Below are 26,407 nucleotides of genomic sequence, written 5' to 3'. Positions count from 1 at the left end.
GCAGCCCGACGCCGTTTTCTATCGGTTGTAATACTTAAAACGCGTAACGCGCCTTGAGCATCACCCCATCCGCGTCAAACCCACTGCGGGCCTGGCGGGTGTAGCTGGCCCCCACGGTAAAGTCCGACACCTGGTAGTTCACGCCAACACTGGCTTCATAGCTGTCACGCGCCACCGAAGCGCCGGTAACGGTGAACGCAGAACCGCCAAGCACATAGCTGGAGGTTTGTGCGACGCGATCACCCATCAGGTCGTGATACGCCATCAAGGTTGCTTCCGGCTGCAGGCTACCGGCGCCCATTGGCAAGTTGCCCGCCAAACGCACACCAGCGCCCAGCTCGCCCACTTCATAGCGTTGCGACTGGGTGCTCAGCGCGGCCGAAGAACCCTTCTCGTCGAAACCGTCCATGCGCACGTTGGCGTAACGCGCTGCCACGCGCGGCTCGATCACCACGGCCTGCGACGGCTTGAAGCTGTAGCCGCCGATCACACTGGCAGACAGCACATTGCTGTCGTAACTGCCCTTGGCTGTGGTGCCGGCGATATGGCGTTTGCTGTCGTTGTCGTTATGGCCATAGCTGAGGCTGCCGTCGACAAACCAGTTTTGCAGCGACCAGTTGCCGTACAGCGACAGCGCATGGCCCTCCACTTCGGTCTTGTTGCCGAGGTCGGAATGGATGTTGGAGTTAAGGTAGCTGTACGCCACGCCCAACGTGGTGGTGTCGTTCAAGCGCCCGTCCACACCCACGGCCATGCCGCTGCTGTTGGCCGAGTAGCCGTTATTGCCGCCACGCCCGTCCTGGTCCATGTTGCTGCTCAGGCCCTGCACCCACACGCCGCCGGTTTGATGGCTTTCGCGCTGGTCGGTGAGGCGGTTGAAGATCGCACCGTTGATCACGGTTTGGCCCGACAACGCCACGTCCAGGGCGCCGCGGTTGACGTCTGGCTTGAGTTGTTCGCTGACTTGCGCCAGTTGCTGCGCAGTACCGGCGTTGGCCAGGGCCTGGAACACTTGATCGTTCTGGTTGAGGCTGCCGAGCACGTCATTTTTGAAGGTATTGACCGCCGTGGCCGCTGCGGCACTGGCGCCCACGCCGGCCAGCTCTTGCTGCACTTGCTGGTTGTCCTTGACCGCCACCACCGCCTTGACGGTTTGCGCGTCGGCCGAATAGCTGAGCACGTCGAGCAACGACGACGAACTGGCGACCGACAGGCCGTTGTTCTGCACACTGTTGGCTTGCACCAAGGTGTATTGGGTGCCGTTGTTGGTGCGTGCGAAGTCGCCTGGCTGCGCGCTCACCGTCAGCTTCGAGGCCTGGGCGAACGTGGCGTTGCCATTCACGTTCAGGTACGGCGTGGTCGGCACGACGCTGTCGGACAGATGCATATCGATGCCCGCGCCGTTGGCAACGTTAAGGTCGCCGGTGATCGTGGTGCCTGGCGCGGACAGGTTCAGCGAGCCGGAGTTGATCGAGACCGGGGCGATGATGCGGCTCCCGGTGAAATCGGCTTGGCCTGCGACATTCACCGCGCTCAAGTTGAGCAGGTCGCCGGTGATTTTGCCGCCGGTCCAGTTCAGCGTGGCGAGGTTGGCGGCGTCGATGGCGGTGCCGGAGTTACTGCGGATCTCGCCGGCTTGCTGGTTGATCTCAAACGCCGAAGTCTGATCGGCAGCGTCCACGTGAATGGCTGTGCCATCGGCGGTGATCGTGCCGCGGTTAACGATGCCACGCGCACCGGTTGCGCTGTTCTGGGCAAAGGTTGCCCCGGCAAACTCGAAGGCATTGGCGTTGGTGCCCGTGGCCTCAAGGGTGCCGGTGTTGAGGATGTAGTCGACCGTGCCGTTTAGAAACATCACCGTCTTGGCGTCATTGCCGTTGGCGGAAAGCAGACCGCTGTTTTCAATGCGCAGAGGATTGGTGTCAGTTTCCACCTCGATACCCCAGGCGCCCTCGCCTGTTGCCTTGAGCGTGCCGGCGTTGAGGATTTTGCCACCGACGGTGGTGCCCAGATTGTTCTGACGGTCGAGGATCAGGCCGATTGAGTAATCACCGTTCAAGTCGATTACGCCGGTGTTGGAAACGTCGCCAGCGATGGTGGTGCCATGCAGGTAAATGCCTTCACCGCCATCCACGTAGGAGGGTGAAGCCGGCGGGGTCAGGGGCAGCGTGGAACGGATGGTGCCGGAGTTGATGACACTTCCACCGATGGTCGTCGCGCCGATCTCAAGGCCCTCGTAACCCCCATTTTTCATAAGAATGTTGCCCGCCTGGACCACGTCCCCGGTGACAGTTCCCGGGCTCAGGTTTTGCGGGCCCGACCAGAACAGCGGGTCCAGGGCAATCGCACGGATGGCGGCGCCTTGGGAATCCAGAGTGATGTCGGCACGGTTGATCAACGAACCCTGGATAGTGGTGTTGGCCACACCCAGTCCGGCAGGGTTGGTAGTGGTCGGCACCACTACTTCGGAGAACGTCCCGTTGATAATCAATGACTCATTAAAGCTCTCGCCGACCCAAATATTCTTGCCCTGCCCCAGGTCGAATTCCACCGCCAGCGCTTGCGTACTGATTGCGCCGACCATGAGTGCCAACAGGCTTTTCTGGAACTGCTTACGCTTCATTTCAAACTCCATGAACTACATTAAAAGCCGCCAATAGGCCCGGCGGCAGTAGGTGTACTGAGAGAGGGATCAATTGATCCGATGCATTCCCCCCGGGTGCCTTTCTGAAACGCAGGCGCGCAAATATGCACCGCAGCCGGCGATGACAGAGAAGAGGTTTTGGGGGCGAGGTTCACATTAATCCTTAATGTCATTTGAAAACGCTGCAGTCCATGCAGCCCGACCGGTTGCGGGTGGGCGGGGTAAAGACAATGGGATATACAAAATGTTCAAGATGCTGCGCGTTATGGCACCGTGGCCTACCGCTCAGGCTCAAGCGCTAACCGAACAAAAAACTCGGGCACATCCTGCGCGACCGGCTCGGCATACTGGCGATCCATACCGATAAAGGGGATGCGCACAATTGGCATCGAAGCCTCATTGGTGTCAAAACCGTAGCCTTCCCCACCACCATCGCAAGCAAATAGAAAGATGCCCGGGGCATAGGTTCCAACCTCGTACTCTCGATTGAAGTCAGCCAATTCCTGCGCTTGCCAGAAGACGATGTAATGGTCGCCGATAAAGCCATCACCGCCATCGTGTGCTTTGAGAAAATCGAGGTAGCTCGGCGGGAGCGCGACGCCCAGGGTGGCGTTGAGGCCGTCGACAAATGCAGCCTCGGCGGGGCCGTTCAGTTGGCCTTCGGTGAAGTTGTAGAGCTCCATGCCTGCCTCCTTTCGATCAAATCTTTTACATAAGCCAGCTTATTCAAAATGAAGCTCGAAAAGTCTTCAGACACGACTTCAACCTCATCGATTTCAGCGTCCAGCTCAACGATCGCCCAATTGCTCCGAGTATCAAAAGCGTATGAAACCTCGCAGGAGTCCCCCGCGAAGACATACAGCCCGGCATAGATGCCCGCGTCTGCATCGGCTAGAGCGGTATACCTTACCGGCCCATCACTCACATAGAGCGCACAGTCCAGCTCACCAAACCCAAAGGTGGCAAGGAACTCCAGATAGTCAGCAGGAACACCATTGCGACTCGCGGCATCCACCTTGCTCAGTATCAAGTCGACGTTATCTATACGGTCGCCAAAGTCCCCTTCATAGCCCACAGCCGAGGTAATCTCGCTGATCAACTGTCGTATTTCAGATGTGTTTTCCATTGTCACTCTCCTGGTATTTCCTGATCTGCTCGCGGAGTTACTTGAGCTCTTTCACCAGATATCCACCGGAGATCTGCGTAATACCCGTCAACGCGCGGCGCAACGCCTCAGGATCAGTGCGATAAGTGAGCGGTGTGTAGCCGTAGACATTCTGACCATTGAACGGCGTGACCGTCTCCACCGTGCGCCAGAGCATCTCGTCGCCACGGTCCATGCGCGCCACCACGGTGAGCGTTGGGTAGACCACGCTGCTGAAACCCTGGGTCAGGCGAAAACCCCACTCGCCCACCGTCAGTTGAATCTGCGCGTCGGCCGGCTCGTCGTCACCCACCACTTTGAGCGATGACGTCTTACCCAAGGCATCGATAAAGGCCTGCTTGAGCAACACGCCCAAGTCGATATTTTCGGCGTCCATCACCGTGAGGATCGCCGCCGGCGTCGACATCTCGGCCAGTTGCCCCGCCTTCATGCCGGCGGCAAACCCCGCGCCGCTCAAGGCCGCCGTGCCCAGCTTGGACGCGCCGCTGGCCATGCCGACGCCCGCGCCAAGCCCGGCGCCCAGGGCTGCACCCCAGGCTTGTTCACGGCCCATATAGACCATGTTCTTTTCCCACTTTACGGGCAGCACTTTGACCGTCTTGACCTGCGCACGATGCTCGGGCGTGAGGGGCTGGCTGACGCAGCCGCCGAGGATGAGGGTGGAGAGGAGAATCAGGAGAAGGTTTTTCACATCAGTCCTTTAATGTTGGTGGTGGGTTCAACGCCAGTGTGTCGGCAATGGGGGTGAAGACATGAGGCCTTGTGATTGGGCCAGTACTTTGCTGCCTTGCGTGGGTTTGGGTGCGGGCTTATAGTCCGGGCCGTCGCCCACATGGCGATTCAGGTTTGGCGACCTGACAACAGAGCGCAAAAGCATCCCGCTTCTATGCAGGTGTTTTTGCACCCGCAAAGCTGTGCATGATATGGCGGCTGTGCGTGGGAGACCTTCGGGTCTGCCGGTTTACTCTGTTGCCGGTTCGCCAACCTGCGTACAGCTGCCACCCATTCGTTTGGCGACGAATGAGTGGTGGCTTAATCCACCAACAGAGTACTGACAATGAATCGATACATGCCCCTCACGGGCCACGACTGCACCGTCCCCGCCCTGATTATCGACACCCATGCGCCCCTCGATGTCCTCCACGACGCCGCCGTGTACCGGATTCGCGCCGTCACCCAACTGCTGGAAAACCTTGCCTTCCGTGAACAGCTCAGCAGCGATGCTGTGGTGCTTCAAGACTTCGCCCAATTGCTGGCTATTCCGCTGCGCGATGGGTGTGATTTGCTGGATGTCATCGGTCGCAGGCTCAATGCCGATCCATCCTGAGTAAAAGCCGGGCGGCCTGGGTGCCGCCCCTTTAACTCGGTTAAACAACCTCACTTACCATGAAGCAAAACTTTTAAAGCATCTTTAGAAACGCACACTATGCGTGCCCACTCTTCTTTTTCCAAATACTCTTTATCAGAAAGATCAGTACCATACTTATCAAAAAGCGCGTCAATAGCTTGAACCACGTCCTCGATGGCTCTAGCTTCCTGATCATTTTTCAAAACTAGCCCTATCCAAGTGTATGCATTTTCAGCGAGCCCTGTATCGTCATATAAAAAATGTATTGTGTAATCAAGTTCATCATAAGCTAAATCCGGCGATGAACGCTCTACCCAGGCACGGTACTGGTAATCTGAGTCCGACAAGCCTGCCAGATAGGAAACCAGCTCCTCTCTCATACTCGGAAACTTTAATTCGGAGCGTTCCAAGTTCTCCATTTTTTATACTCACTGGTCAAAGGGGACGGATTGATTTAATCGACCCACGTTAAAATATTTGGATAAAACCGCGCCACCTACGGCTCTTGCATCCTTACTCATTAATACATACGGGAGAAATGCTCATCAACAGAAGTTCCAGACCAAAAGCGCACGTCTGAAAACTTCAGCGTTTCAGAAACAACAATTATACCCCTAAGCTCAAAAGGAATATCTTCTATATTAGCCTTGACACTAGGAACCAAATACCGAAAATAGTCTCCCATTTCGGATTCTCCATCATAACCTGAAGGGTAGTCCTCTCCAGGCACGCTACCTTCTATAGCATGGTATAGATAGACACCTTTAATCGCTGGAAGATTATATTCGGTTAATCTGATTTGAGGTGATGATCGATGCGCTATCCATGCTTTCACTTCCGCCTTAGACACTAGGTGCCGATATGCATAAGCAGAATATAGATCAAGAATAGCTTTACCGTTTTTGGCTTCAGGATATTCTTTGTAGCTTTCAGACTCTTCCCACAAATACTCACTTAAGCTATCAAGCTTCTGCTCCACATCCGCCACTTCCAACAAAACTGTTGGTAACGGCCCAAAACAGTTATTCACCATGATGGCAATAGCGCCCGCTTTATCCATGGCAAACCAAGTAACGACACCTCCAAACCCCGGAATCCAATGCTCATCAATAGTCATTATTTACTCCTCGGCCAAGATTAAAGCTGCCGCTTTTACTACGAAGCTGATCATATATAGGCATGATAGTCTTGAGGATGAGGTCCTTTATGACCAAGAACAGCTATTTTGTTAATAGCATCATCCAAATCGAGTTCGCCCCCTTTACGTCTTTTTCTACAGCCGAGATGTTCCTACCGCAGCTAAATAGACAAACTGGGATCAGACCAAAATAAAAACAATCCGTTAATAAAATCGTGATCTGGCCCCGTGTCCTTCTTAAATTCAAAATCACTTCAACGATCAGCGTTGGCAAATAGATAAGCACTCAACTTATCAGACAAGCCTATCCGCTCAATATAATCAACAATATATACAGCAGAGCTCTCGTCCGCCTCACATATCGGCTCAGACATTTGCTCTTGTAGCCCTGCAATTTTATAGGCCTTATTCGCAAAAAAACCGACCACCAACAATATTAAAATTAAACTATTTTGTTCTACGCTTTCAGTTGCAAAATTTCCTTCTGCCAACGGTCCGCTCTGCATCTCATCGGAGTCTAGGTAATATGCTAAGTCATCGGCACTGAGCCCTCGATCAGACAACCATCGCCAACATCTATCAACTGCCTCCTGACATTTTTCTTGCGTATCACTCGCCGCATCAAAATTACGTAGAGCATAATCAAGCAACAGAAGGAAAATTGAGGCTTTCTTAATCCACATCATACTATTAATGACTTTAAGGGCTTCTTTATTGTCCATTAACTATTCTCCCATCTTTAACTAGGAAAGTAGGGGACAGACCACTATTCTTCTCCCCCCAGAAAAATCGTGATCTGACCCCGTTTTCCTTCACCTGTGGTCCGCCTCTCTGTACCCCGGCTATTGCGCTGCACGCCAAGCGTGAATAGCTGCCGACTCAAACCGATGAACACACCTATTTTTTTGCGCATCTACTCGACGGCACCTCTGCGACAGCGCCAGGCGCCTCTACGCCGGAGAGCAACCGAATTACCCCACCGCATTGCCCGCCCTGCCTCTGAAGGTATGCCTCATAGTCTTTACCCGCCTCAGGAACAAACACGCGGGGATCTGGCACACAAAACGCCTCGCCGGAAAGCATTTTCATCACGACTACAGACGGTAAACCCGCGGGTATAACAAACTCCGCGTAAGACTCGCCGTAGCTCAGGTGATCACTTCTCCAGGAAGCAGGCATTCCGACACTTCGTTTGGTGTGTTGCCCCAGGGTGGAATTGACCTTATCCGCAACGGTATAACCGTAGGCATAAAGAGGCTCTTTACTCGAAGCGCAGTCTTGTCCGGGATTGATGGCAACCGGCAAACCGTTATTCCCAAAAAGGCGGATGCGTGCGGTGGTTGCCTGATCGTAGGGAATAGGCTTCTCATAGCTAGTGGAGCCGCAGCCACTCAGGAACAAAGCAGAAAAGAAGGCTAGCAAAAGATTCTTCAAGATAACTCCCAAGCTCACATATCAAGCTGTTATGGGTAATTGATTAAGGGGTGAATAGGGACAGACCACCAATATCTGCCTTCTCAATAATCGTGGAGTGATCCCGATTTTCCTAACCTTATAGATAAAGCTCTTTAACAGCTGAGATTTCTGCAGCAACCAGCTCGAATTTAACACCCAACCCACCCTTCTCGGCCTCACTCAATAAATCAAACTTTCTACATGCATCAGATAGAACTTCCAACATATCCTGAGCATATACACTCTCCTTCGAAAGTTTAACTCCATGAACTGCACCCCACTTATATATAGCTGTTTGCAAAACAACATTAGTGACAGGGTCATCATTATGGAGAAGCTCAGACTCATCTTGTACGTAGGCGAATGCCTGCTCAGGCTTTAAATTCAGCTCTCCCAACGCCTTATTGTAAAGCCGCTGCACTACCTGCTGAATTTCGTCATACGTAATTTTTTCGTAGGGCATTATTTATCTACTGGAGAAACAGGGGTCATAGCACTGTTAATACTTTAATTAGAAAAACATTGCCTGCTCTATATTTCTCGTCTTATAGGACAACGCATTTCAATTAGATAAATCCGCCCCTTTTTCTTTTTTTAGCTCCCGACCACATGGATTGATCATCTGCATTATCTCTGTATTTGTTGTATAGACAATAGCAGGAGACTTCGTAACATAAGTTGCCTCACTGGTCCGCCCGGAGGCTTCTACAAAATTACCCTCTGGCCCGACATAAGCTTTTTTGCCTGGCTGCACCATGACGTCGAGCATGAGTTTTTTCTTCTTCATGTCCGGTTTATTGTGCACATCGAATGTCCAAATCTGCAGCCCATACTCTTTGGTGAATAAATAGAAATTCGGCGATGTCTCTCTGGACTCGTAGAGGTGGGCGCACATGACGTCACTGACCGTTACTGTTAAGTCGGGTTTGTAGTGCTGACCGCTATAACTGGCAAGTATCAGCTTTGTACGTGTCTGTACCGCAAGTGCATCCTGTGGGTGACACGGGATCATGTCACCATAAGGATAGGTGCACCAAGTCACCTGACTCATCGTGACAATCTCGTCAGGCCTTACGGAAAGATCCTTTTGGATGGAAATCTGGTCCTCGAGCCTTTCGTAGGGAATTCCTGCGCAGCCTGTTAATAGAGTTAGATTGAACAGGGTGAAGAGGTAAAGAGCTTTCCGGTATACGCTCCAATATTTCATTGTTGAAGTTCCTTTTCTGCTGCCATGATTTTTTACCGCTACTAAATGGACAAGCCGACTCAAAGGGGACGGATTTATTTAATCAACTCATCTGGAGTTCTATATATTTAAATAAATCCGTCCCCTTTACGATAGTCTCTTTTCGGCAATCCTGTTATATCATCGACCGAGAAATAGGGGTCAGACCACCATTAATACTTTAATTAGAAAACCGTGGCCTGAACCCTATTTCCCGCGCCCGACTCTCGCTCTAATTCACGCGTTAAACAAAACTTTTCTCAGCAAGTCCTGCCTCTCTGCCTGAGCCCCTACGGCTGCAGTGAAGCACTGGTTATAGGCAGCAATCTTCAAAACGCCGCCCAAATCTTCTACTGCAAAGCAGTCGATATCCATTAACTTCTTTTCGTCGACACCCACTAACTGAAGCAAGGATTTGCTTACCCACATGAAAGCGCCAACCGCCTCAATGTAGCCGTTTCTTAAAATCCAACGCCCAGGATTTTTTGATATATCTACGATCTCTTGGGTCAGCGGAAAAGGCAGCCCATTACTTTTCTTAGGCAGATGAGCGTGCTCAACGCGCTCAACTTCAAAGAGCGTAAGACTCTCGGCATTTTGCCATCGATCATACTCGCCGTCGTAAATTCGAGCCTGAACAAAGCCGGGCTCATCGATTAACGCTTCAATCAAAGGCTGTGCCACTTCAATCGAATTCGCCAAGTGTTTTATATCAAGCCGATAAAACGCTTTATCTGCCACATACGAAAACTCGACAGAACCGTTTGCCAGCTCAATAAAAAAACTCTGACACTTGTTTTTCTTCAAGTAATTCGAAACGTCCGCCAACCCTATTTCCTTGCCGGTAAAGCCATCAATGACGGCATCCTCATTAAAGTTTTTGAGCTGTTGTATTAGCCGCCCCCATACAACTGAAGCGCCATCATGTAGCCTCTCGCTAAAGACAATTTCAATTTCAGCCATATGATTAGCCACCGAACTCTTTAATAATCACAGTAATATTACGTTGCTTTCCATACTCTATAAGCTTGCTCGCGTCAGCCATTCCGCCCGGTTGAACTCGGATGTCCAAAATTTTCGTTGCCGGTACGCCATCCACGGTAATTTTTGAACTTTGCAAGGTGTCCATATGGGTTCTCATGTCATAAGACCACCCTTTACCTCGGGTATCAATCGTTTTCAAACTCACCACATTAGTGTCGAGTTGGAAGTCAATAACTGGGAAGTTATTGGATTTAAAGGGTTGCCCGGTCTTGGGATTGATGAGGTTGTCCGTCCGGGCCCAGTCCTTATAGTCCGTATCAGTAAGCGTTGTCTCAATCTGCCTACCTCTCGCCCGAGGTTCAAGATCCCAAACATTTTTGCCGTTTTCCGGCGGCATTAGATCCGGCCTTGAAGGTGGCGGGGTCTCTCTCTTACTGGCCGCAACGGCGCGCTTGTAAGCCAAGGCTCCCGCCGCTGTACCTAACCCAACTGCAAGCGCGATTTTGAGATCGTTCGTAATTTCCTGCGCCTGCGCGTCGCTCAAATTCCATTTTGCTTTAAGCGTATCGACCATCGCCCCGACCGTGTGCTCAGTCGTCGCTGTCGCTAACATCTCCTGGAATTCAAAGTTCGAATTAATGAGGTTTTGTACTGCTTCTCGAGCCTTCGGCGAGCCGTACTCCACGATGTCTTTGATTGGGTTGAGATCCGCCATGGTATTGGCGACTTCTTTAGACCGCGCTGCACACGTAGAAGGATCAGCCTTACAGCCGGCGATCGCGTCAATATCTTGTTGAAGACTCAACTCTTTGAATTTACGTGTGGTGTCTTCAATGCAGGAAGTGTCCGTGCACGCCGCTATCTTCTTGGCTGCTCTCTCAAGCTGATTGTGGTTCAGATAGTTATATTGCGTTGCGTTTTGCGCCACCCAACTACCTTTTTCCAGCGCAGCCGCGTCCACGTCGCCTTGTGCTGCTGCCGCCAGCACGCCGACGATCTGCGAACTCATCGTAAGCAAGTTATCGTCGCCTTTAACCAAGCCGTCCAGATGGGTGACCAATGCCTCGCTCGCCCCTGCTGCCAAGGCGCCGGTCTTGAAGTCTCCTCCAGTGGCCTCTGCCAGCAACCCACCGACCATGGCGTGAATCGCAACTTTCGGTGCGGAACCGTCTGCGAACACATTCTTGGTGTAATTACCCAACAAATTGAAACTGGCAGCCGCCAAGGTATTGAACAACGCGTTTTTCAGCGCATCGCTGGCACTGCCACCTTGTCCGAGCGCCTTGCTCAACAGCATGGACGTGCCGCTCTGCAGCGTTTGGTTGGCTGCGAATTGACCAACACCGCTCCAGCTATTCAGGATGCCCGGCGTTGTAATTTTCCCAGTCGCCGTGTTTGTTTCGGTTCCAGTCCAATCACCGAAAAACTCTGCCGTCAGACCTGCCGTAGCACCCGCAATGACGTACCCCTTCATAGCATCCGAAGAAGTCACATCTTTAAGCACCGCGCCAAGGTTGCCTCGATTATTAATCACACTGACGGTCGCGTTCGTTGAGGCTCCCGCCGCAACCGCGCCTGCGACGGCGCCCACCGTACTTCCGCCTGCAGCGGCGGCGGCCATAGGCCCAACCACTGCTGCCATCACAATCGCAATAATGATCTGCGAAGCCGGCCCCAACCCCGAGTTGCTGTACTTGAAGCTGTCGTGGATTTCCTTGACCTGACGCCAATCCACATCACCGCGCTTTTCCGCTTCCTTGATCCACGCCAACTGCGGATCCGCCTTGACCATCGCATCAATGGACTGGCTGACGGTTTGCTGGTTAACCTGGTTGATGTCGATTTTCAAACCATCGACGGCTTTGATTGCCACGTTGCCTTCGGCAATCAACTGGCTCTGACGCAGGGTTTCATCAGTATTGCCCTTGCCTTTGGAAGAGACCCAAAACGCATTGTTGTTAGTCTTCTCGTGGCTTTCCTGATGCAGGTCCTTTACCGCCTCAAAGGTGATGGCACCACCACTGTCCAGGGTGATGTCTTTCCCACTCTGAAGCTTGGCGAGCTGGTAAGTCTGATCACCACCGCTCTTAAGCACGAGGTCACCACCGGTTTTGATTTCAGTACCGACGTTGGTCACGCGAGTCACTTCGTCACGCTGGGTCTTTTTGTTGCCCCAACCGCTGACCTTTTTCATGTCATACAACGTATGCGTACTGTTCTCAGCCGCCAGCAGGTTCAACTTATCCCCGCTGTACAGATACGCCTCATTGCCCGCACTGATCTTGCTCGCCACCAGTGTGGTGTCGCGCCCGGCCTGGCTCTTAAAGTCCGCGCCCGCCGTCAGCACACTGGCCAGCTGCGTGGTTTGCTCATCGGCCGTCTTGATGCGTTTTTTACCGTCTTTTTCTTTGCCCTCGACGTTGTGCACATCGCTGACAGAGGTCACGTTGAAATCGCGCCCAGCCTGAATATTCAGGTCCTTACCGGCAGTAGCGGTGCTGCCAATAATGTTGACGTCTTGCCCAGCCTGCATGTTGACGTTGCCGCCCGCCGTGACGCTGGCGGCGAGGTTTTTGACGTCGGTGGTGATGGTGGATTTGTGCCCGCCGTCGCTGAACTCGTGTTTCACGCGCGTATCGCTGGCGGCGATGAGGTTGAGGTCGCGGCCGGCGGTCAGGGTGGCGTCGTTGCCTGCGGTGAGTGCGCCACGGTTGGTGAGGTCACGGCCGGCGTCGATGGCGAGGTTGCCACGCGCGGTAATGGTGCTCGCGCCAGCATCGGTGAGGGTGCGCATGCCGGCGCCGTCACGTACCTGGATCGCGGTGTTGTCGTTGGTGATGTCGCCTTTGAGGGCGGTAAGGCTGACTTGATTGCCTCGAATTTCGCCGCCCATGGCGTTGCGGATGCTGTCTTGGGCCAGCAGGCTCAGGTTGTTGCCGGCTTCGATCAGGCCGCCGTTGTAGAGGCTGCCGCCACTCGCGGCGCTGAGGTTGTTGCTGGCGCGCAGGGTGCCGACGTTAACTAGGTCGCCACCGGTGACGAGGTTGAGGTCGCGGCCCTGGATCAGGCTGTTGCCGCGCACGTTGCGCGATTCGGCCTGGGCCAGGTAGAGCACCGGCACGAGGACGGTCTGGCCGTCGACCACGCGGTTTTCCATCCACACGATGTCGTGGGTCAGGGCGCCGACTTGCTGGCCGGTGAGGGACACGCCGACGCTCAGGCGCAGGGCGTCTTTGCTGGCGAGGGCGTTGTCCATCAGGTAGCGGAACTGGTCGGCGTCGCTGAGCAGGCCGCCGGCGAGGAAGCGTTGGCCGGTTTGTGCGAGTACCGCGTCGCGAATCAGGCGTGTCTCGTATTGGCCATCGCCGAGGCGGCGCCAGGCGTTGTCACTGTTGAAGCCGAGTTTGCCGAGCATGTAGTCGGAGCTGAAGAAGCCCGATGCCGTGGTGAACTCGGGGTTGGTTTCGATCAGGTAGTGGCTGGTGGGGTCGGCGCTTTTGACGAACAGGCCGTATTCACCCTTGGGCAACTGGAAGTACGGCGAGGTGGTGGGGTCGACCGGGGCGAACGGCGTGCCGGTGTAGTCCACGGGCACGAAGCCACCGCCGGGGGCCACGCCCACTACAGGCAATACGCTGCCGGGCGCCTGGGCGCTCGGGTCGTTGGCGTGTTGGCTCAGGTTGATGTTGATGCCGCCGACGGGAATGCCGGTCTGGTCTTCGCCGAGGGTGCCAGTGAGTTGCGCCAGGGTGTTTTCGTGCAGGGTGCCGTTTTGCAGGGTGCGAGCAACGTTGAGGTTGACCGTACCGCCGGCTTGTAGCGTGGCCGCGTAGCCAGGGCCGCCGTTGTCGGTCCAGGTGGTGACATTACTGACCTCGGCAAAACGGTCATCGGAAGACCGCGCCTTGAGTGCTTCAAACCGCGCCAGGTCGAAGTTGCCGGCGGCGACGGCGGCATTGAACGCTGGGACGTCACGAAACTCCATCTGGTCCCAATAATCGATGTCGATCCTTTTGGGTGTACCCACGACGATGGTGTTTTGGCCGGTGCGGGTGCCCGCGCCCTGATTGAGCAGGTCGTTGGCGGTGATGCTCAGGTTGCCATTGGCCGCCAGCAGGCTGTAGCGGTTCTGGACGTTGTCGCCCTGGATCAGCAGGTCTTTGCCCGCCACCAAGCGCGCAGAGGCCGAGTCCTTGATCGCGGATTCAAGGAAGGTCTGGTTAATGGTGATTTGACCGCGCTTGAACGAGTCGTGCCCGCCGCAGTGCTGGCCGCACTGCCAATTGAGGCTGCCGGTGGTGACGGTCTGGCCCAACTCGAATTCAGCCTTGGCGTTTTCCACGAAGGCGGCGTTGATGCCGATATTGCCTTCGCTTTCCACAGTACCGGAAAGGTTGCTGAAACCTGCCGCGCGTGCGCCATTGACGGCGGCAAAGGTCAGGTTGCCCTTAGTGTAGACATCACCGTAGAGGTTGCTGAAGCTGTTACCGCGCAGGGTAAGGTCGCCGCCGCTGAACAACAGCGTGTCGGCCGCATTGGTGATGCCGTTGACCGCAGTGAGGTTCACCGCGCCCTGGGCACCGAGGGTGCCACGGTTGTCGATTTGCGCGGCGGCGATATCCAGTTGCTGGCGGGCGGTGAGGAAACCGAGGTTGGCCAGGGTGCCGCTGAGCGTCAGGCGCGCATTGGTTGCCGCCAGGCGGCCGCCGTTCTGGTTGAGAGTGTTCGCGGCGACGGTGAGGGTTTGCAGGGCCGATACGCGGCCACTGTTGGTTATATCGCCGGTGGTGATGCTGATGTCACCGTCGCTGAGCAGCTCGCCGCCGTTGTCCAGGCTGGCCACATTGAGGATCAGGCCCTTGCTGCTGGCCATGCGGTCGCCGGCCTTGAGGGTCAGACCCTGGCTGCTTTTGTACGTGAGCACTTCGTTCAGTTGCAGACGGCCCAGGCCGTCGATGCTGCCGAATGCCCAGTCAGCGGTGCCCATGCCATTGATGTTGCCCTGGCTGCCGGTGAGGCTGGCAGTGTTGATGCGGAACAGGCCGTTGCCCGCGTGCTGCAACTGGCCACCCTGGTTGTTCAGGTGCGTGGCATCGAGGCTGAAGGCTGCGCTGCCGAACTCGAGGGTGCCGTCCTGGTTGTTCAGGGTGCCGCTGAGGTTGAGGCTGCTGCTGGCACCGGCCAGCGCGCGCAGTTGACCGCGTGCGCTGTTGTCGAGGTTGCCACCGTTGAGGGTCAGGCCCTGGTTGGCTTCAATCAGGCCGCCTTGGTTGGTGAGCGTGTCGCGTGAAGTCAGGTTGAGTTGGTTGCCGCTGATCTGGCCGCCCGCGCTGTTGTTGAGGGTGTTGCCAGTGATCGTCACCTGTTCTTTACCGAACAGCTTGCCACCTTGGTTGGCCAGGGCTTCGACGGTCAGTTGCAGGTTGCCCACCAGGCTGGCCAACGTGCCGTTGCTGGCGTTGTTTACGCTGTCGGCGTTGACGGTCAGGGTGTCGCCTTGCACGGTGCCGCCGGTGTTATCCAGGCTGCCGGTATCCAGTTGGGTAGATGCGCCGCCGCTGAGCATCAGGCCTTTGCGGTTGGTCGCGTCCTGGCCGCTGTAGCTCAGGCCCTGGTTACCGGCCAGCAGCTGGCCGCCATCGTTGTTCAGGTGCTGCGCGGCGATGTCGAGGCGCTTGCCGCGCAGGGTGCCCCCGCTGTTGTCGAGGGTGGTGAGCGCCTTGACCAGCACGGCTCGCTCGCCAGCGTCGATGACACCGCCAGCGTTGGTCAGCAGGTCGCTGACGTTGAGGGTCACGTCGCCGCCATTGCTGACCAGCGAGCCTTTGTTGCTGTTGTTGAGGGTCTGCGCGGTGACGTCAACCGAGGTGCCGATCAGGATGCCGGCGCTGTTGTCCAGCCGCTCGCCTTGTACCTGCAACAGGCCTTCACTTTGAATACGGCCTTGGGCATTGAGCAATTGGCCCGGGCCTTTGAGCAGCAGGCTCACGCCCGGCGCGCCACCGGCCAGCAGGCCGGCGTTGCGGTTGTCGAGGCCGGAGGCGCGCACGTCGAGTTGGTCGCCCACCACGCGCCCGGCGCGGTTGTCGATGTCACCGCCGGTCACGTCGAGCAGCAGTTGTTTGCCGACGATTACGCCGCTCTGGTTATCCAGGTTCGCCGCGTGCAACTCGACATCGCCCTGCCCGGCCTGCAAGCGGCCTTGGGCGTTATTGAGCTGTTGCGCGGTGACGAGGGTCAACTTGCCGGTGTTGGCGCTCAGTACGCCGTTGGCGTTGCTGCTGAGGTTGCCGGCGTTGAGGTTCAGGTCGGTGCTGGCCTGGGCAAAACCCTGGCTGTTGTTGAACCCATTGGCAACGGTGAGGTTCAGTGCGCCGTTGTCGGCCTGGATCAGGCCCTTGAGGCTGTTGTCGAGGTCGCTGGCGTTCACCGTGAGGGCGCCGGCAATCAGCTTGCCGTTCTGGTTATTCAGGCTGCCGGCGTTGACGGTCAGGGCGTTGGCGATCACTTGCCCGCCGCTGTTGTTGAGTGCGGCGCTGGTCAGCACCAGGCTGCCGCCGGACATTTCGATGCGGCCTTGGCGGTTGTCCAAAGAGGCGCTGTCGAGGGTAGCGGCCTGGCCTTCACCGAAGCGAATCAACCCGCCGAGGTTGACGATCGCCGGTGCGCTGATCGCCAGGCTTTGCTCGCCGTACACACGGGCGGTGGCGCCTTGGTTGGTGAGCTTGGCGGTGCTGACGCTGACGGTTTTGCCCTGGATGATGCTGCCCTGGTTGGTCAGCGCCTGCGCGGCGGTGATCGCCAACGCGCGGCTGGCCAGCAGGTCACCGCTGGTGTTCACGGTCTGCGCGTTCACCACCAGGTCGCCGGTGGCATTGCGGCTGTTATCAGCCTGCACGCCCGCTTCGATGATGCCCGGGTTGGTGACCTTGATCGCGTTGAGTTCGATGCGCTGACCCGCGGCCAGGCTCTTTTGGTTGACCAGTTCTTCGGCACTGCTCACCTGCACATTGCCGGTGGCGTAGACCTTGTCGGTCAGGTTCACGTTCTGCGCGGTGACCTTGATATTACCGGTGGCCGCCGTCTGCGCCATGCTCAGGCGCCCATTGGCATCCAACTGGATATCCCCACCACTGGCGGCCAGCGTACCGTCGAGCTTCACGCCCACGCCGGCCTCGGTGCCCACCAGTTTGATCGCGCCGGCGTACATGCCGCCCAATGCCGAGGAGTCGATGGCCAGCTCTGGCTTGGCGCTGCCGTCATCGGCGCGCGCGGTGGCTTTCAGGCTTTTGGCATCGACGTCGTTACGCCCGGCGATCACGGTCAATTCCCGTGCGTTGATCTGCGCATTGATCTTGGCCGAGCGGGTGATGATCTCGAAGCGGTCGACGTTGCTGGCATTCAAGCCTTGGCCGTCGATGGTCACGGCGCCGCCATCGACCTGGTAGCGCTGCAACTGGCCGCTCGCGTCGAGTACCGGTTTGCCGGTGGTGAGGGTCACGTTGGGGGTGTTGATGAAGCCGCAGCCGCTGCATGTAACGCCGTACGGGTTGGCGACGATGACTTTGGCCGACTGGCCCGCCACTTCGGTGTAGCCGCGCAGTTGGCTGGGGCTGCCGCCGTTGACTTCGTTGAGGATGACGCTGGCCGCGCCGCCCTTGAGGTTGGGGTTGCCGACGATGTAGCCACCCAGTTGGGTGTTCGTCATGGGGCCGTTGGCGTTGTTGAGGATCACGCCGTTGGGGCCGACGTTGTAGTCCTTGAATTGGTTATGGGACAAGCCACTGCCATTGGGGGTGGCGATGTTCACCACCGGTACGCCATTGCCGGCCTGGCCGACGGTGGTGCCCGGCGCACTGACCACAATGCCTTCGGCCTGGGCCAGCAGCGGCTGCCAGAACAGCGCGTTGGCCAGGATCAGCACCAGGCCGCGCTTGGGCAGGCCGAAGAACGAGTCTCGCGGCTTCAGCGCAGCAGAAGGTTGGCGGGCCAGGAAGGCAAAGTGGCGAACATCCATTGTCATATTCTCGATGTAACGGGGCGTTGAATTACAGGAAGAAATCCATGCGGAAGTAGATCGGCGCTTCGCGCTCGCTCATCACTGCCGGGCGTTCCAGGGAATGGGCAAAGGTCACGCTGGTGCTGACGTATTTGCCACGGGCGAACAGCTCCAGGGAGTTGCTCGAGACCCGGCCGTGCAGGTTGTCGTTGTAGCGGTCGTTGCGGATAACGCCCTGGTCATAGCCGACGCTGGCACCGTATTCGGCGAAGGCCGGGCGCAGCCAGCTCAAGGTCACCGGACGGGCCCAGCGCACGTCATTGCGCCAATAGCCGCCGCTGTCGCCGGTCAGTTGCTGGTCCTTAAACCCACGGATCGACGACGAGCCACCCAGGCTCATGCGCTGGGGGCTGTACAGCACATCCTCACTGCGCTGACCGGTAGCCAGGCTGGTGAACGTGAACGACTCGCCCCACAGCGTGAACGGTTGCAGGTAGCTGACGGTTGCGGTGTATTTGCGGTAGTCGGGAGTTGGCGTGAGGTTGCCCAGGCGGTCGCGCTGTTGGTCGTTGCGCTGGGCATCGAAAGCGCCGATGCCGTTTTGCATGCCCAGGTCGAGGTTGACGAAGGCATTGCCGATGCGGCGGCCGTGGTTGATGCCCAGTTGCAGTTCGCTGAGGCGGTTGCTGCTGGGCTCGGTGCGCACGTCGAGGATGTAGTTGTTGGTGCGCAGGTGCGACAGGCCGACGTTTACCGACGTCTTGCTCACGTCGTCACGATGGATCACCCGCTCGGCGCGCAGTTGGTGGTTTTCGTTGTCGCCGTTCTGTTTGAATTTAAAGTCGTTGGTTACGCCAAAGGTGCGGTAATCACTCTCGCTGTAGGTGTAGCTGAAGCTCCACCAGCCCCACGGCACGTTGTAGTAGAGCATGGTGTTTTTCGAGGTTTTCTGGTGGTCGCTGACGGCATCGTGGCCGCCGCGCAACACCAACTGGTCGGCCAGGCCCAGCGGGCTGTCCCACTCAAGACCCGCGCCCCACTGCTGTTCGCCGGTGCTTTTCTGCCCGTCGTTATTGCGTGACAGGCTGGCACGCCAGGGTTTTTGCGGGACGTTCTTGACCTGCACTTCACTGCCGCCCACCTGGCTGCCGGGGGTCAGTTCCATTTGTGCCTGCTTGGACGGCAAGCGGTTCAACTGGTCCACCAACTGCTCGATTTCCCGCAGGTTGAGCTGCTCGCCAACCTTGCCGGGAAAGGCCATGGCCAGTTCACGCGGGGACAGGTTGCTGCCGTCGGCGCCCTTCAAGCCTTCGAGTTTGCCTTCCACCACCAACACCTGGAGGTGGCCGGTGGATAGGTCCTGCTGCGGCAAGTAAGCACGGCTGGTGACCATGCCTTTGTCGATGTAGTAGTCGGTGATCGCCTTGAGCACTTGATTGAGCTGGGACACGCCCAGGCACTGGCCGATATAAGGCTTGAGCAGGCGCTCGCGGTCGGCCGCAGGCAGGCTGTCGGCGCCCTTGAGTTCGATGTCTTTGATCGGGAAGCAACGGGTGTCGGCCGGGGTGGCAGGCGCTTCGGGCTTGGCTTCTTTGCCGGGCAGTTCCTTGAGGTCTTCAAGGCGCCGGCGCTGTTCTTCCAGCAGACGGTTTTGCCGATCACGGATCAGGTCCTGATCGCCAGGCGTAGGCGCAGCCGTCGCACTATTGAGTGCAAAGCAAGTCAGCAGGCAAACGCCCAGCAGCAGCCGAGTCCGTGGCAGTAATAAAGACATGTTCGATCCGTCGAGAAAGCGGGGGCCGGCAAACTAACATCGAACTTCCGGTCGGCCAAGAATCTGACTTAGTTGGAAGTTATGTTTAATAGGCCTTTAAGTTGCTGATTATTAACAATAAATAAATCATGCAACGCTTAATCGCTTGCAATTGGAATTTTTATTCCGACAAGCGGTAACAGTATTGATACAACTTCGGCTAAGGGGCTTACAATTGCCATTACTTAGCCATCAATCCCGTATCACGACTGGTTAGTAGCCAAAAAACCGGAAAAGTTCGCGGCTACTTTGTGAATTGGATCCCACTTTTCGGCATTCAGGTTAACCGACCTCTTTCGCCCGCTCCTGCCCCGGCACCAGCTTCAACCCTGGCCGCTCCACATGGCGGGATACATGCGCTGTCACTTCCTGCACGCCACCTTCATGGTCGTTATGAATCACCAGCACACCCGGGCGGCGCAGTTGCTCCAGGTCACCTTCCCCCAGGCTGAAGCTGTGGCTCAAACGCTGGTCGCTCAAGGCCTTGGCCGCCGAGCGGCGCTGGGCAAAGCGCTTGCCGCGCTGTTGCTGGTAACGCGCCCAACCGATCAGTACCACCGCGTTGAACACAGCGATCCACAGGTAAATCTGCAAGGTATCCAGTGCCGCAAAAATCGGTGCATCAATGCGCGGGCCGCCGTGGCTGTCGAGCATCGGCACCATGCCGCGCACCAGCAAGAGGATCAGGCCAGCCCAGGCCAGCAGGGTCAGGAATACGTCGATCGCCCACATCACCGGGCGCTGTTGGGTTCGGATCAGGTTCATGGTTGCAGTTCCTTGGTGGGGGCTTTGATACCGCGATCCGGGCTGACCCAGCGCGCGCGTTTCTGGTGTTGCCGAAACAACACTTTGGGGAAGCTGACCAGGGTGGTGAACAGGCTGACCAGCCAGAACACCAGCGGGTACCAGACGGTCCAGAACAGGGTTTTCCACAGGCCCTTTTCATAGCGCCGGTCGATCATGATGCTCACCGCGAATTGCACCAGGCACACCACTGCCAGCAACAGGCCGGTAAAGGCCGGCGGCATCAGCGAGTCGACGGCGATGGCGGCGGGCAGCATCACGACTTTACCCACGGCCCAGAAGATCACCGAGAGCAAAAAGGTGAAGGCCCAGCCGGTGGACAGGCAGTACTCGAACAGCAGCGGCCACAGGTAGCGATGGCGCCATTGCCAGATGCCCCGGATGTTCTTGAACAGCACTTCGGCGCCGCCCTGGGCCCAGCGCAGACGCTGTTTCCACAGGCCGCCGAGGGTTTCCGGCATCAGGATCCAGCACAGTGCGCGGGGCTCGTAGAAGATGCTCCAGTGGTCCAGTTGCAGCTTCCAGCTCACGTCGATGTCTTCGGTGATCATGTCGGTGCTCCAGTAGTCGACCCGGTCCAGGGCCGCCCGCCGAAACGCCACCACCACGCCGGAGACGGTGAAGATCCGCCCGAAGACCCGCTGGGTGCGCTTGATCAAACCGATGATCGAAGAGAACTCGCCCACCTGCACCCGGCCGATCAAGGTCGAGCGCGTGCGAATGCGCGGGTTGCCGGTGACGGCACCAAGGCGCGGGTTGTCGAGCATCGGCGCCACCAGGTACGCCGCGGTGTTCGACGAGAGCAACGCATCGCCGTCGATGCACACCAAATATTCGCTGCGTGCTGCTACCGCGCCCATGCGCAGGGCCACGGCCTTGCCCTGGTTTTGCGCCAGGTGCAGCACCCGCAGGCGCGGCTCTTTCAGCGCCAGCGCATCGAGCACCGCGGCGGTGTTGTCGCTGGAGCCGTCGTTGATCGCGATCACTTCAATGTTGCGGTATTGCTGGGCCAGCGCGGCGCCGATGGTCTCGGCAGCGTTGTCGCCTTCGTTGTAGCAAGGGATCAGGATCGAGATAAGCGGCTCGCCGGCGAGTACCGGCGCCGGGGTGTCATCCGCCCACGGCCAGTGGCGCTCCCAGTGCAGCCAGAAGTACAGGCCGCCGGCGATCCACAGGCCGGACATAAACAGCGGATAGAAGAATACGAAGTCCATCAGGAACTGCCCGGTGACCAGAAAGATCAGGCCAAGGGGCACACCCAATACCAACGACAAAACGATAAGCGCGAGGATTCTGTCGAACATGAGTCAAGGATTCCACTGGTTGGAAAGGGCCGGACGCACGGTTTTCAGATCCGGCGAATTCTCCAGGAAGTTGTCGGGGTAGTAGCCAAAACTGGTCACGCCTTGACGCTTGAGCACGCCCATCCACTCGGCCATTTGTGCGCCGGAAAGATCCGGGGCAGCCTGGGTGCGCCAGTCCTTGGCTTGCAACTCAAAGACGGTGCGTTGCAAGGCGCCGGGGCGGGCCTTGACGGTGGCCACGAGTTTTTCCAGCCAGGCATTGGAGCCCTTGAGGTCCTGGCCTTCCATCAATGGCATGGCCATCGGCGCAGTCCAGTCGTAGCTGGTGAGGAAGTCGTCGAGGTTCTGCGCGAACCAGGCTTCACTGCCCGGATTGAGCATCGGCTCGGCGAAGATATTGCGTGCGGTCTGTACTTGTGGGCCGCGCAGCGTGCGGACCTTGGCGGTCAGCTCATGGGTGAAGTCGATCAGGTAGCGGCTCTTGAAACGGGTCCAGCGCTGCATCACCGCAGGGTCGGCGCGCAGGGCTTCGATGGTGTCCGGCAGGCCGTTGGCGGCGTAGGCCTTGAGCGCCAGCGGGCTGGCGTCTTCAAAGTCCGACAGCACCGCGTCGTCGTGGAACAGCACGCCGTCGATGGCACTGGTGCGGGCCAGGTCTTCGTAGATTTCGCCGATGATCTGCCGCACCTTCGGATCGAACGGCGACAGGCGCTGGTACTGGTCCGGGTCGATGGCGACCTTGCCGGTTTCCGGGTCCCAACGGGTGACACGGGGCAGCTTCGAATCGAGGGCGAAGCTGAGCACCGGCATCCAGGCAAATACGTTTACGTGAGCCCGAGTGCGCAGTTGCCAGGTGACGCGGTTGAACAGGTCGGCGCGCACCGGCAAATGGCGGTTGGGGAAGTACAGCGAATGCACCAGGCCATCGCCCTTGGGGTCGGCGAAAGCTTGCAGGAATACGGTGCTGGCGCCCATGTCGACCACGCGCTGGATCAGCTTGTCGAGGTTGCGCACCTGCTGCTCCGGGTCCGGATCGTAGACGTTGTCCAGGTCCACATGCAGTACCCGCAATGGCGCTTCTGCCTGGGTCGCGACGATGGCGTTGGCGTAGTGCTCGCCGTCCGGGTCGGAGGCCACCAGGAAACGCGGGCTGCTCATCAGGTTGCCGAGGCTGTCGAGACCGTCTTCCAGGGTCAGGGCCATCTGGTAGCCCTGCTCGCCCACGACGGCCAGTGAAGTACCGTCGGCGGCGCCATATGGCCACACCCACACACGCGGTGCCTTGCCGGTGACGGCGCGGATCTTGTTGGAGATGGCCGCCACGTCGGTGCGCATCCGTGCCTGGAACTGGGCTTCGGTTTCGTAGCGATTGGTCGCAGGGTCAAAGCGTCGGGTGGTGGCGGCCGGTTGCAGGTTGCCCTGTGGGTTGGCCAGCACGCCTTTGTGATTGGCGTCGGTGTGCGCGGCGATTTCCACCAGGCCGGATTGGGCGATTTCGCGCACCTGCTGCCAGGTCAGGAAGTCCGAACGCGGCCGTGGTGTGCCGGCGAAATCCACCGGCTGGTTCAGCGGCGTATCCACCCATGAGCCCACCGGCGCCAGCAACGCGTGCCAGTTGTAGCTGCGCAGGATCGGCATCACACGGGTGTAGAAGCTCGCGTAGCCGTCGTCGAAGCTGAGCATGATCGCCTTCGCCGGCAGCTCCGGGCCGCCGTTGCGGGCGGCGAGGATCTGGTCAACGGTGACCGGCTGGTAGCCGTTTTCCCGTAACCACGCCAGCTGTTCGATCAAACGCTCGGTACGCACCGCCACCACCGCCTGATCGGGGTCGCGGTCCTCGATGTCGTGGTAGGCGATACCGAGAAAGTGGTTCTTCGGCCACGGCGCTTCGTTGGCGGGCTTGAGCCGCTCGGCGGGTGGAGTGAAAGGCGCGGGTTGCTGGGCGCAAGCGCTGCTCAGCATTAACCCCAGGGCCAACAGGCAACGGGACAAAACAGGCATGATCGGACTCTTCTAGAAGCGGTAGGTGAGGTCGACGATCAGGCGCAGATCGCTTTCGCGCTCACCGTCATAAGGTCGGCTGATCCAGCTGAGGTTGGCGCCGGTTTCGAGCACGTCGTTCCAGCGAAACCGCTGGCCGTAGCCCACCAATGCAACGCCGCCGGTGCCGTAATCGCGCTGGCTGTAGGTGCCCGCCCCCACCTGGAACTGCTGGCTCCACTGGGTTTCGTAGCGGTGGTAGAGCACGTGGTTGACGGTGGCCGTGGGCAGCACGCTGAAGTCCGAGCGCGGGTTGAAGTACGGCGTGTCTTCCTTGGTGTTGCGGCTGGTGCCAACTTCCAGGCCCAGATCGACTTGCACCCCCGGCGAGCTGTACACGCCCTGGCGTCCGGTGAGCAGTGCTTCGAGGCGGTTGTTGCCGTCGCTGAAATGGGACGGGCTGAGGGCCAGTTTCCATTCGCGGCTTTCGTTGGCGCGCCAGCGGATAAAACCGCTGCCGCCGTTGGCGGTGATGTCGGCGTTCAGCGCCCGCAGCGGGGTGCTGGCGGAGAGGTAGTCGAGGCTACCGCCGTACTGCCATTGGTCATTGATGTCCCGCGCAATCGCGACCCGCGCGCCTTGCTTGGAGCCAAAGCCGTAGGAGTGATTGGACACTTCGGCTTCGAGGGTCATGTCGCGGGTGCGCCGCTCTACACCGAGGCGCTGCCAGCGGTGTTGGCCGTTGCCTTCTTCAAAGTCGGCAGTGGCGTAGCCGACACCGCCGAACACGCGCCAGTCTTCATCGATGGGCGGGCTGTAGAGCAAGGTTTCGATGCCGAAATCGCGGCTGCCGGACACCGCGCCCGCACCGTTATCGCCGCCACCGTTGCTTTTGCCGGTGTAGGCCTCGACGCGCAATTCGGCCATGTCATGCACATCCCGCAGGCGGCTGAGGCGCTGCACCTGGCGGTTGTCCGGGGCGCGGTCGACCACGTCGTCGGTGAGTGCATCGAGCTGGCGCCACTCCTGCAGATCCAGGGCGGTATGGCCTTGGGAGACTTCCAGGCCGATGTCGCGCGGGGCCTGGGCTTCGGTTTCCTTGAGGGTGTTTTCGGCACGCCGTGGCCAGTCGCGGGCGCGGTACATATCAGCTTGGGCCAGGCGCAGGCCGATATTGCCGGGCGCCTGCTGCACCAGGGCTTCCAGGCCTTTTTCGCTGGCGGGAAGGTCGGCGCCATAGGTGCCGGCCTGGGCGGCCAATTGTTGGGCGTCCATCCAGGCGTCGTTGGGGTTGCCGATGGGCAGGCCCTTGAGTTCGACCCGGGGTTTCTGGGTGCTCGCCAGGTTATCGGCGACTTCGCGGGCCTCCACCACCTGATCGTTTTCGAGCAAGGCGTAGAACAGCGCGGTGCTGTCTTCGACGTGATCACCCGCATCCGCATCGCTGGCCACCAGCGCCTGGCGATACAGCGGGGCGGCCTTTTCCGGCTGGCGTTGGTCGAGGTAAGCGGCAGCAACCCAACGCAGCGCGTAGGTCGGCAGTTGCACACCTTCGCCCTTCAGCACTTCGTACTCGCGGACCACCTCGGCGGTGCGTGCCCGGGCCTTCAGCGCGCCCAGGCGGTCGATGCGCCAGCGCACCACGTCGTCATGGGCAGTGGCATCCGGTGTCCAGGTGGTGAGCAGTTGGTCGTAATCCTTGAGGGCGCGGTCGGCGATGACATAGCGCTCTTTTTCACTGCGTGAGGCGAACTCGGCCAGGCGCACGCGCTCGGCGGCCAGGTCGCCTTCGAGGCGGCGCTGGGTGACCGGGTCCAACAGGCCCGGGCGCCGGGCGGCCAGGCGCAGGGCTGGTTCCGGCAGGCGCGCGCGTTGCAGGGCGACGATGTATTCGCGGGCGACTTCGGGTTTGTTGCCGGCGCGGATGAAGGCCTGGTCGAACTCGAACAGCGCGTCATAGGTTGAACCGGCGCGAGTCAGGGCGTAACCCAAGGCCATGCGGCGGTCGGCGTCGTCGGGTTTGGCGGCCACTAGAGCGCGGGTGCGCTGTACGGCTTCAGCAGTTTGGCCGGCGTCGGCCTGGGTCAGGGCGAGGCCCAATTGCAGGTCCGGGTTATTCGGCTCGCGTTGCAGCGCCTGGCGATACACGGCAATTGCCGGCTCCCAACGCTGCTGGTTGCGATAAGTACGGGCGACCGTGGCCAACGCTTGGGAAGTAAGGGTACGACTGCGGCCCTGGGTCTCGTAGACCGAAAGCACTTCGGCGTCCTGGCGTGCCCAGCTGGCAATCAACAGGTGATCGCTGACCTGCCCCGTCGTCTGACGCTCGGCGGGCAATTGGCGCAACAGGTTGAGGGCCGGGCCATAGTTGCCGCTACGGGCCTGGTTGATCAGCGAATCATAGGCAGCATCCGCCGACACCACGACAGGCCAGAGTAACTGGCTACACAGGGCCAGACGGATAAAGGGATGAACATTACGCGACATGTCGTCAGCTTCCTCACCAGGGAAAGCTGTAGTGATAAATTCACCTGCACGACACACCAGG

The 26,407-nt window shown here is 58.4% G+C and carries 18 protein-coding genes and 1 pseudogene; 1 reads left to right on the top strand and 18 read right to left on the bottom strand.

The genetic code is table 11. The annotated features are described in order from the left end of the window. Positions 1 to 34: 34 nt before the first annotated feature. From SNL23_RS30330 to SNL23_RS30315, 4 genes are all read right to left on the bottom strand, one after another. Positions 35 to 2,623 (bottom strand): autotransporter family protein, encoded by a 2,589-nt coding sequence (locus tag SNL23_RS30330; protein WP_318304590.1) that lies wholly within the window; start codon positions 2,621 to 2,623, stop codon positions 35 to 37. 299 nt (positions 2,624 to 2,922) lie between these two features. Beyond that, positions 2,923 to 3,327, bottom strand: a complete 405-nt coding sequence (locus SNL23_RS30325) for an SMI1/KNR4 family protein (RefSeq protein ID WP_076015560.1) — start codon at positions 3,325 to 3,327, stop codon at positions 2,923 to 2,925. Then, complete coding sequence (locus tag SNL23_RS30320) at positions 3,294 to 3,770, bottom strand: SMI1/KNR4 family protein (protein WP_076015561.1); 477 nt, start codon at positions 3,768 to 3,770, stop codon at positions 3,294 to 3,296. Before SNL23_RS30320 ends, SNL23_RS30325 begins: the two co-directional genes overlap by 34 nt. Positions 3,771 to 3,807: 37 nt before the next feature. After that, positions 3,808 to 4,500: a hypothetical protein gene (locus SNL23_RS30315; protein ID WP_063033648.1), complete on the bottom strand. Its 693-nt coding sequence runs from the start codon at positions 4,498 to 4,500 to the stop codon at positions 3,808 to 3,810. A 378-nt stretch (positions 4,501 to 4,878) separates the two neighbouring features. Between SNL23_RS30315 and SNL23_RS30310 the strand changes: the two genes are divergently transcribed. Continuing rightward, complete coding sequence (locus SNL23_RS30310) at positions 4,879 to 5,136, top strand: hypothetical protein (protein WP_318304588.1); 258 nt, start codon at positions 4,879 to 4,881, stop codon at positions 5,134 to 5,136. Between the two features lie 50 nt (positions 5,137 to 5,186). On the opposite strand, the gene SNL23_RS30305 is transcribed toward SNL23_RS30310, so the two are convergent. The 14 genes and pseudogenes from SNL23_RS30305 to pgaA all read right to left on the bottom strand — a co-directional run bounded on the left by SNL23_RS30305 (position 5,187) and on the right by pgaA (position 26,346). Further along, positions 5,187 to 5,576, bottom strand: coding sequence for an SCO4402 family protein (locus tag SNL23_RS30305; protein ID WP_318304587.1), 390 nt, complete (start codon positions 5,574 to 5,576; stop codon positions 5,187 to 5,189). A 101-nt stretch (positions 5,577 to 5,677) separates the two neighbouring features. After that, a complete protein-coding gene (locus SNL23_RS30300) occupies positions 5,678 to 6,274 on the bottom strand; it encodes a hypothetical protein (RefSeq protein WP_318304586.1) in 597 nt (198 codons plus the stop codon). Positions 6,275 to 6,324: 50 nt separating this feature from the next. Further along, positions 6,325 to 6,411: pseudogene (locus SNL23_RS31675) on the bottom strand (hypothetical protein); the annotation flags it as partial. A 138-nt stretch (positions 6,412 to 6,549) separates the two neighbouring features. Continuing rightward, positions 6,550 to 7,017 (bottom strand): Imm6 family immunity protein, encoded by a 468-nt coding sequence (locus tag SNL23_RS30295; protein ID WP_318304585.1) that lies wholly within the window; start codon positions 7,015 to 7,017, stop codon positions 6,550 to 6,552. Between the two features lie 175 nt (positions 7,018 to 7,192). Beyond that, positions 7,193 to 7,729, bottom strand: coding sequence for a hypothetical protein (locus SNL23_RS30290; RefSeq protein ID WP_143503592.1), 537 nt, complete (start codon positions 7,727 to 7,729; stop codon positions 7,193 to 7,195). Positions 7,730 to 7,847: 118 nt separating this feature from the next. Continuing rightward, complete coding sequence (locus tag SNL23_RS30285) at positions 7,848 to 8,213, bottom strand: hypothetical protein (protein ID WP_076015567.1); 366 nt, start codon at positions 8,211 to 8,213, stop codon at positions 7,848 to 7,850. 99 nt (positions 8,214 to 8,312) lie between these two features. Then, a complete protein-coding gene (locus SNL23_RS30280) occupies positions 8,313 to 8,957 on the bottom strand; it encodes a hypothetical protein (protein WP_076015568.1) in 645 nt (214 codons plus the stop codon). A gap of 255 nt (positions 8,958 to 9,212) precedes the next feature. After that, positions 9,213 to 9,938 carry a hypothetical protein gene (locus SNL23_RS30275; RefSeq protein ID WP_318304584.1) on the bottom strand — a complete coding sequence of 242 codons (726 nt, stop codon included), beginning with the start codon at positions 9,936 to 9,938 and terminating at the stop codon, positions 9,213 to 9,215. Positions 9,939 to 9,942: 4 nt separating this feature from the next. Next, positions 9,943 to 17,976, bottom strand: a complete 8,034-nt coding sequence (locus SNL23_RS30270) for a two-partner secretion domain-containing protein (RefSeq protein WP_318304583.1) — start codon at positions 17,974 to 17,976, stop codon at positions 9,943 to 9,945. A gap of 31 nt (positions 17,977 to 18,007) precedes the next feature. Further along, positions 18,008 to 19,732, bottom strand: coding sequence for a ShlB/FhaC/HecB family hemolysin secretion/activation protein (locus tag SNL23_RS30265; protein ID WP_318304582.1), 1,725 nt, complete (start codon positions 19,730 to 19,732; stop codon positions 18,008 to 18,010). A gap of 321 nt (positions 19,733 to 20,053) precedes the next feature. Continuing rightward, positions 20,054 to 20,536 (bottom strand): poly-beta-1,6-N-acetyl-D-glucosamine biosynthesis protein PgaD, encoded by a 483-nt coding sequence (pgaD, locus tag SNL23_RS30260; RefSeq protein ID WP_076015572.1) that lies wholly within the window; start codon positions 20,534 to 20,536, stop codon positions 20,054 to 20,056. Beyond that, the gene (gene pgaC / locus SNL23_RS30255) at positions 20,533 to 21,879 is read right to left on the bottom strand and encodes a poly-beta-1,6-N-acetyl-D-glucosamine synthase (RefSeq protein ID WP_318304581.1); all 1,347 of its coding nucleotides are present in this window, start codon (positions 21,877 to 21,879) and stop codon (positions 20,533 to 20,535) included. Before pgaC ends, pgaD begins: the two co-directional genes overlap by 4 nt. Positions 21,880 to 21,882: 3 nt before the next feature. Continuing rightward, positions 21,883 to 23,880, bottom strand: coding sequence for a poly-beta-1,6-N-acetyl-D-glucosamine N-deacetylase PgaB (pgaB, locus tag SNL23_RS30250; protein WP_076015574.1), 1,998 nt, complete (start codon positions 23,878 to 23,880; stop codon positions 21,883 to 21,885). A 12-nt stretch (positions 23,881 to 23,892) separates the two neighbouring features. Continuing rightward, the gene (gene pgaA, locus SNL23_RS30245) at positions 23,893 to 26,346 is read right to left on the bottom strand and encodes a poly-beta-1,6 N-acetyl-D-glucosamine export porin PgaA (RefSeq protein ID WP_318304580.1); all 2,454 of its coding nucleotides are present in this window, start codon (positions 26,344 to 26,346) and stop codon (positions 23,893 to 23,895) included. Between the last annotated feature and the right edge of the window lie 61 nt (positions 26,347 to 26,407).

Source organism: Pseudomonas sp. SED1 (assembly GCF_034044025.1).
Classification (GTDB): domain Bacteria; phylum Pseudomonadota; class Gammaproteobacteria; order Pseudomonadales; family Pseudomonadaceae; genus Aquipseudomonas.
The sequence above is the reverse complement of the archived record's forward strand: the minus strand, read 5'-3'. Positions and strand labels throughout refer to the sequence as shown.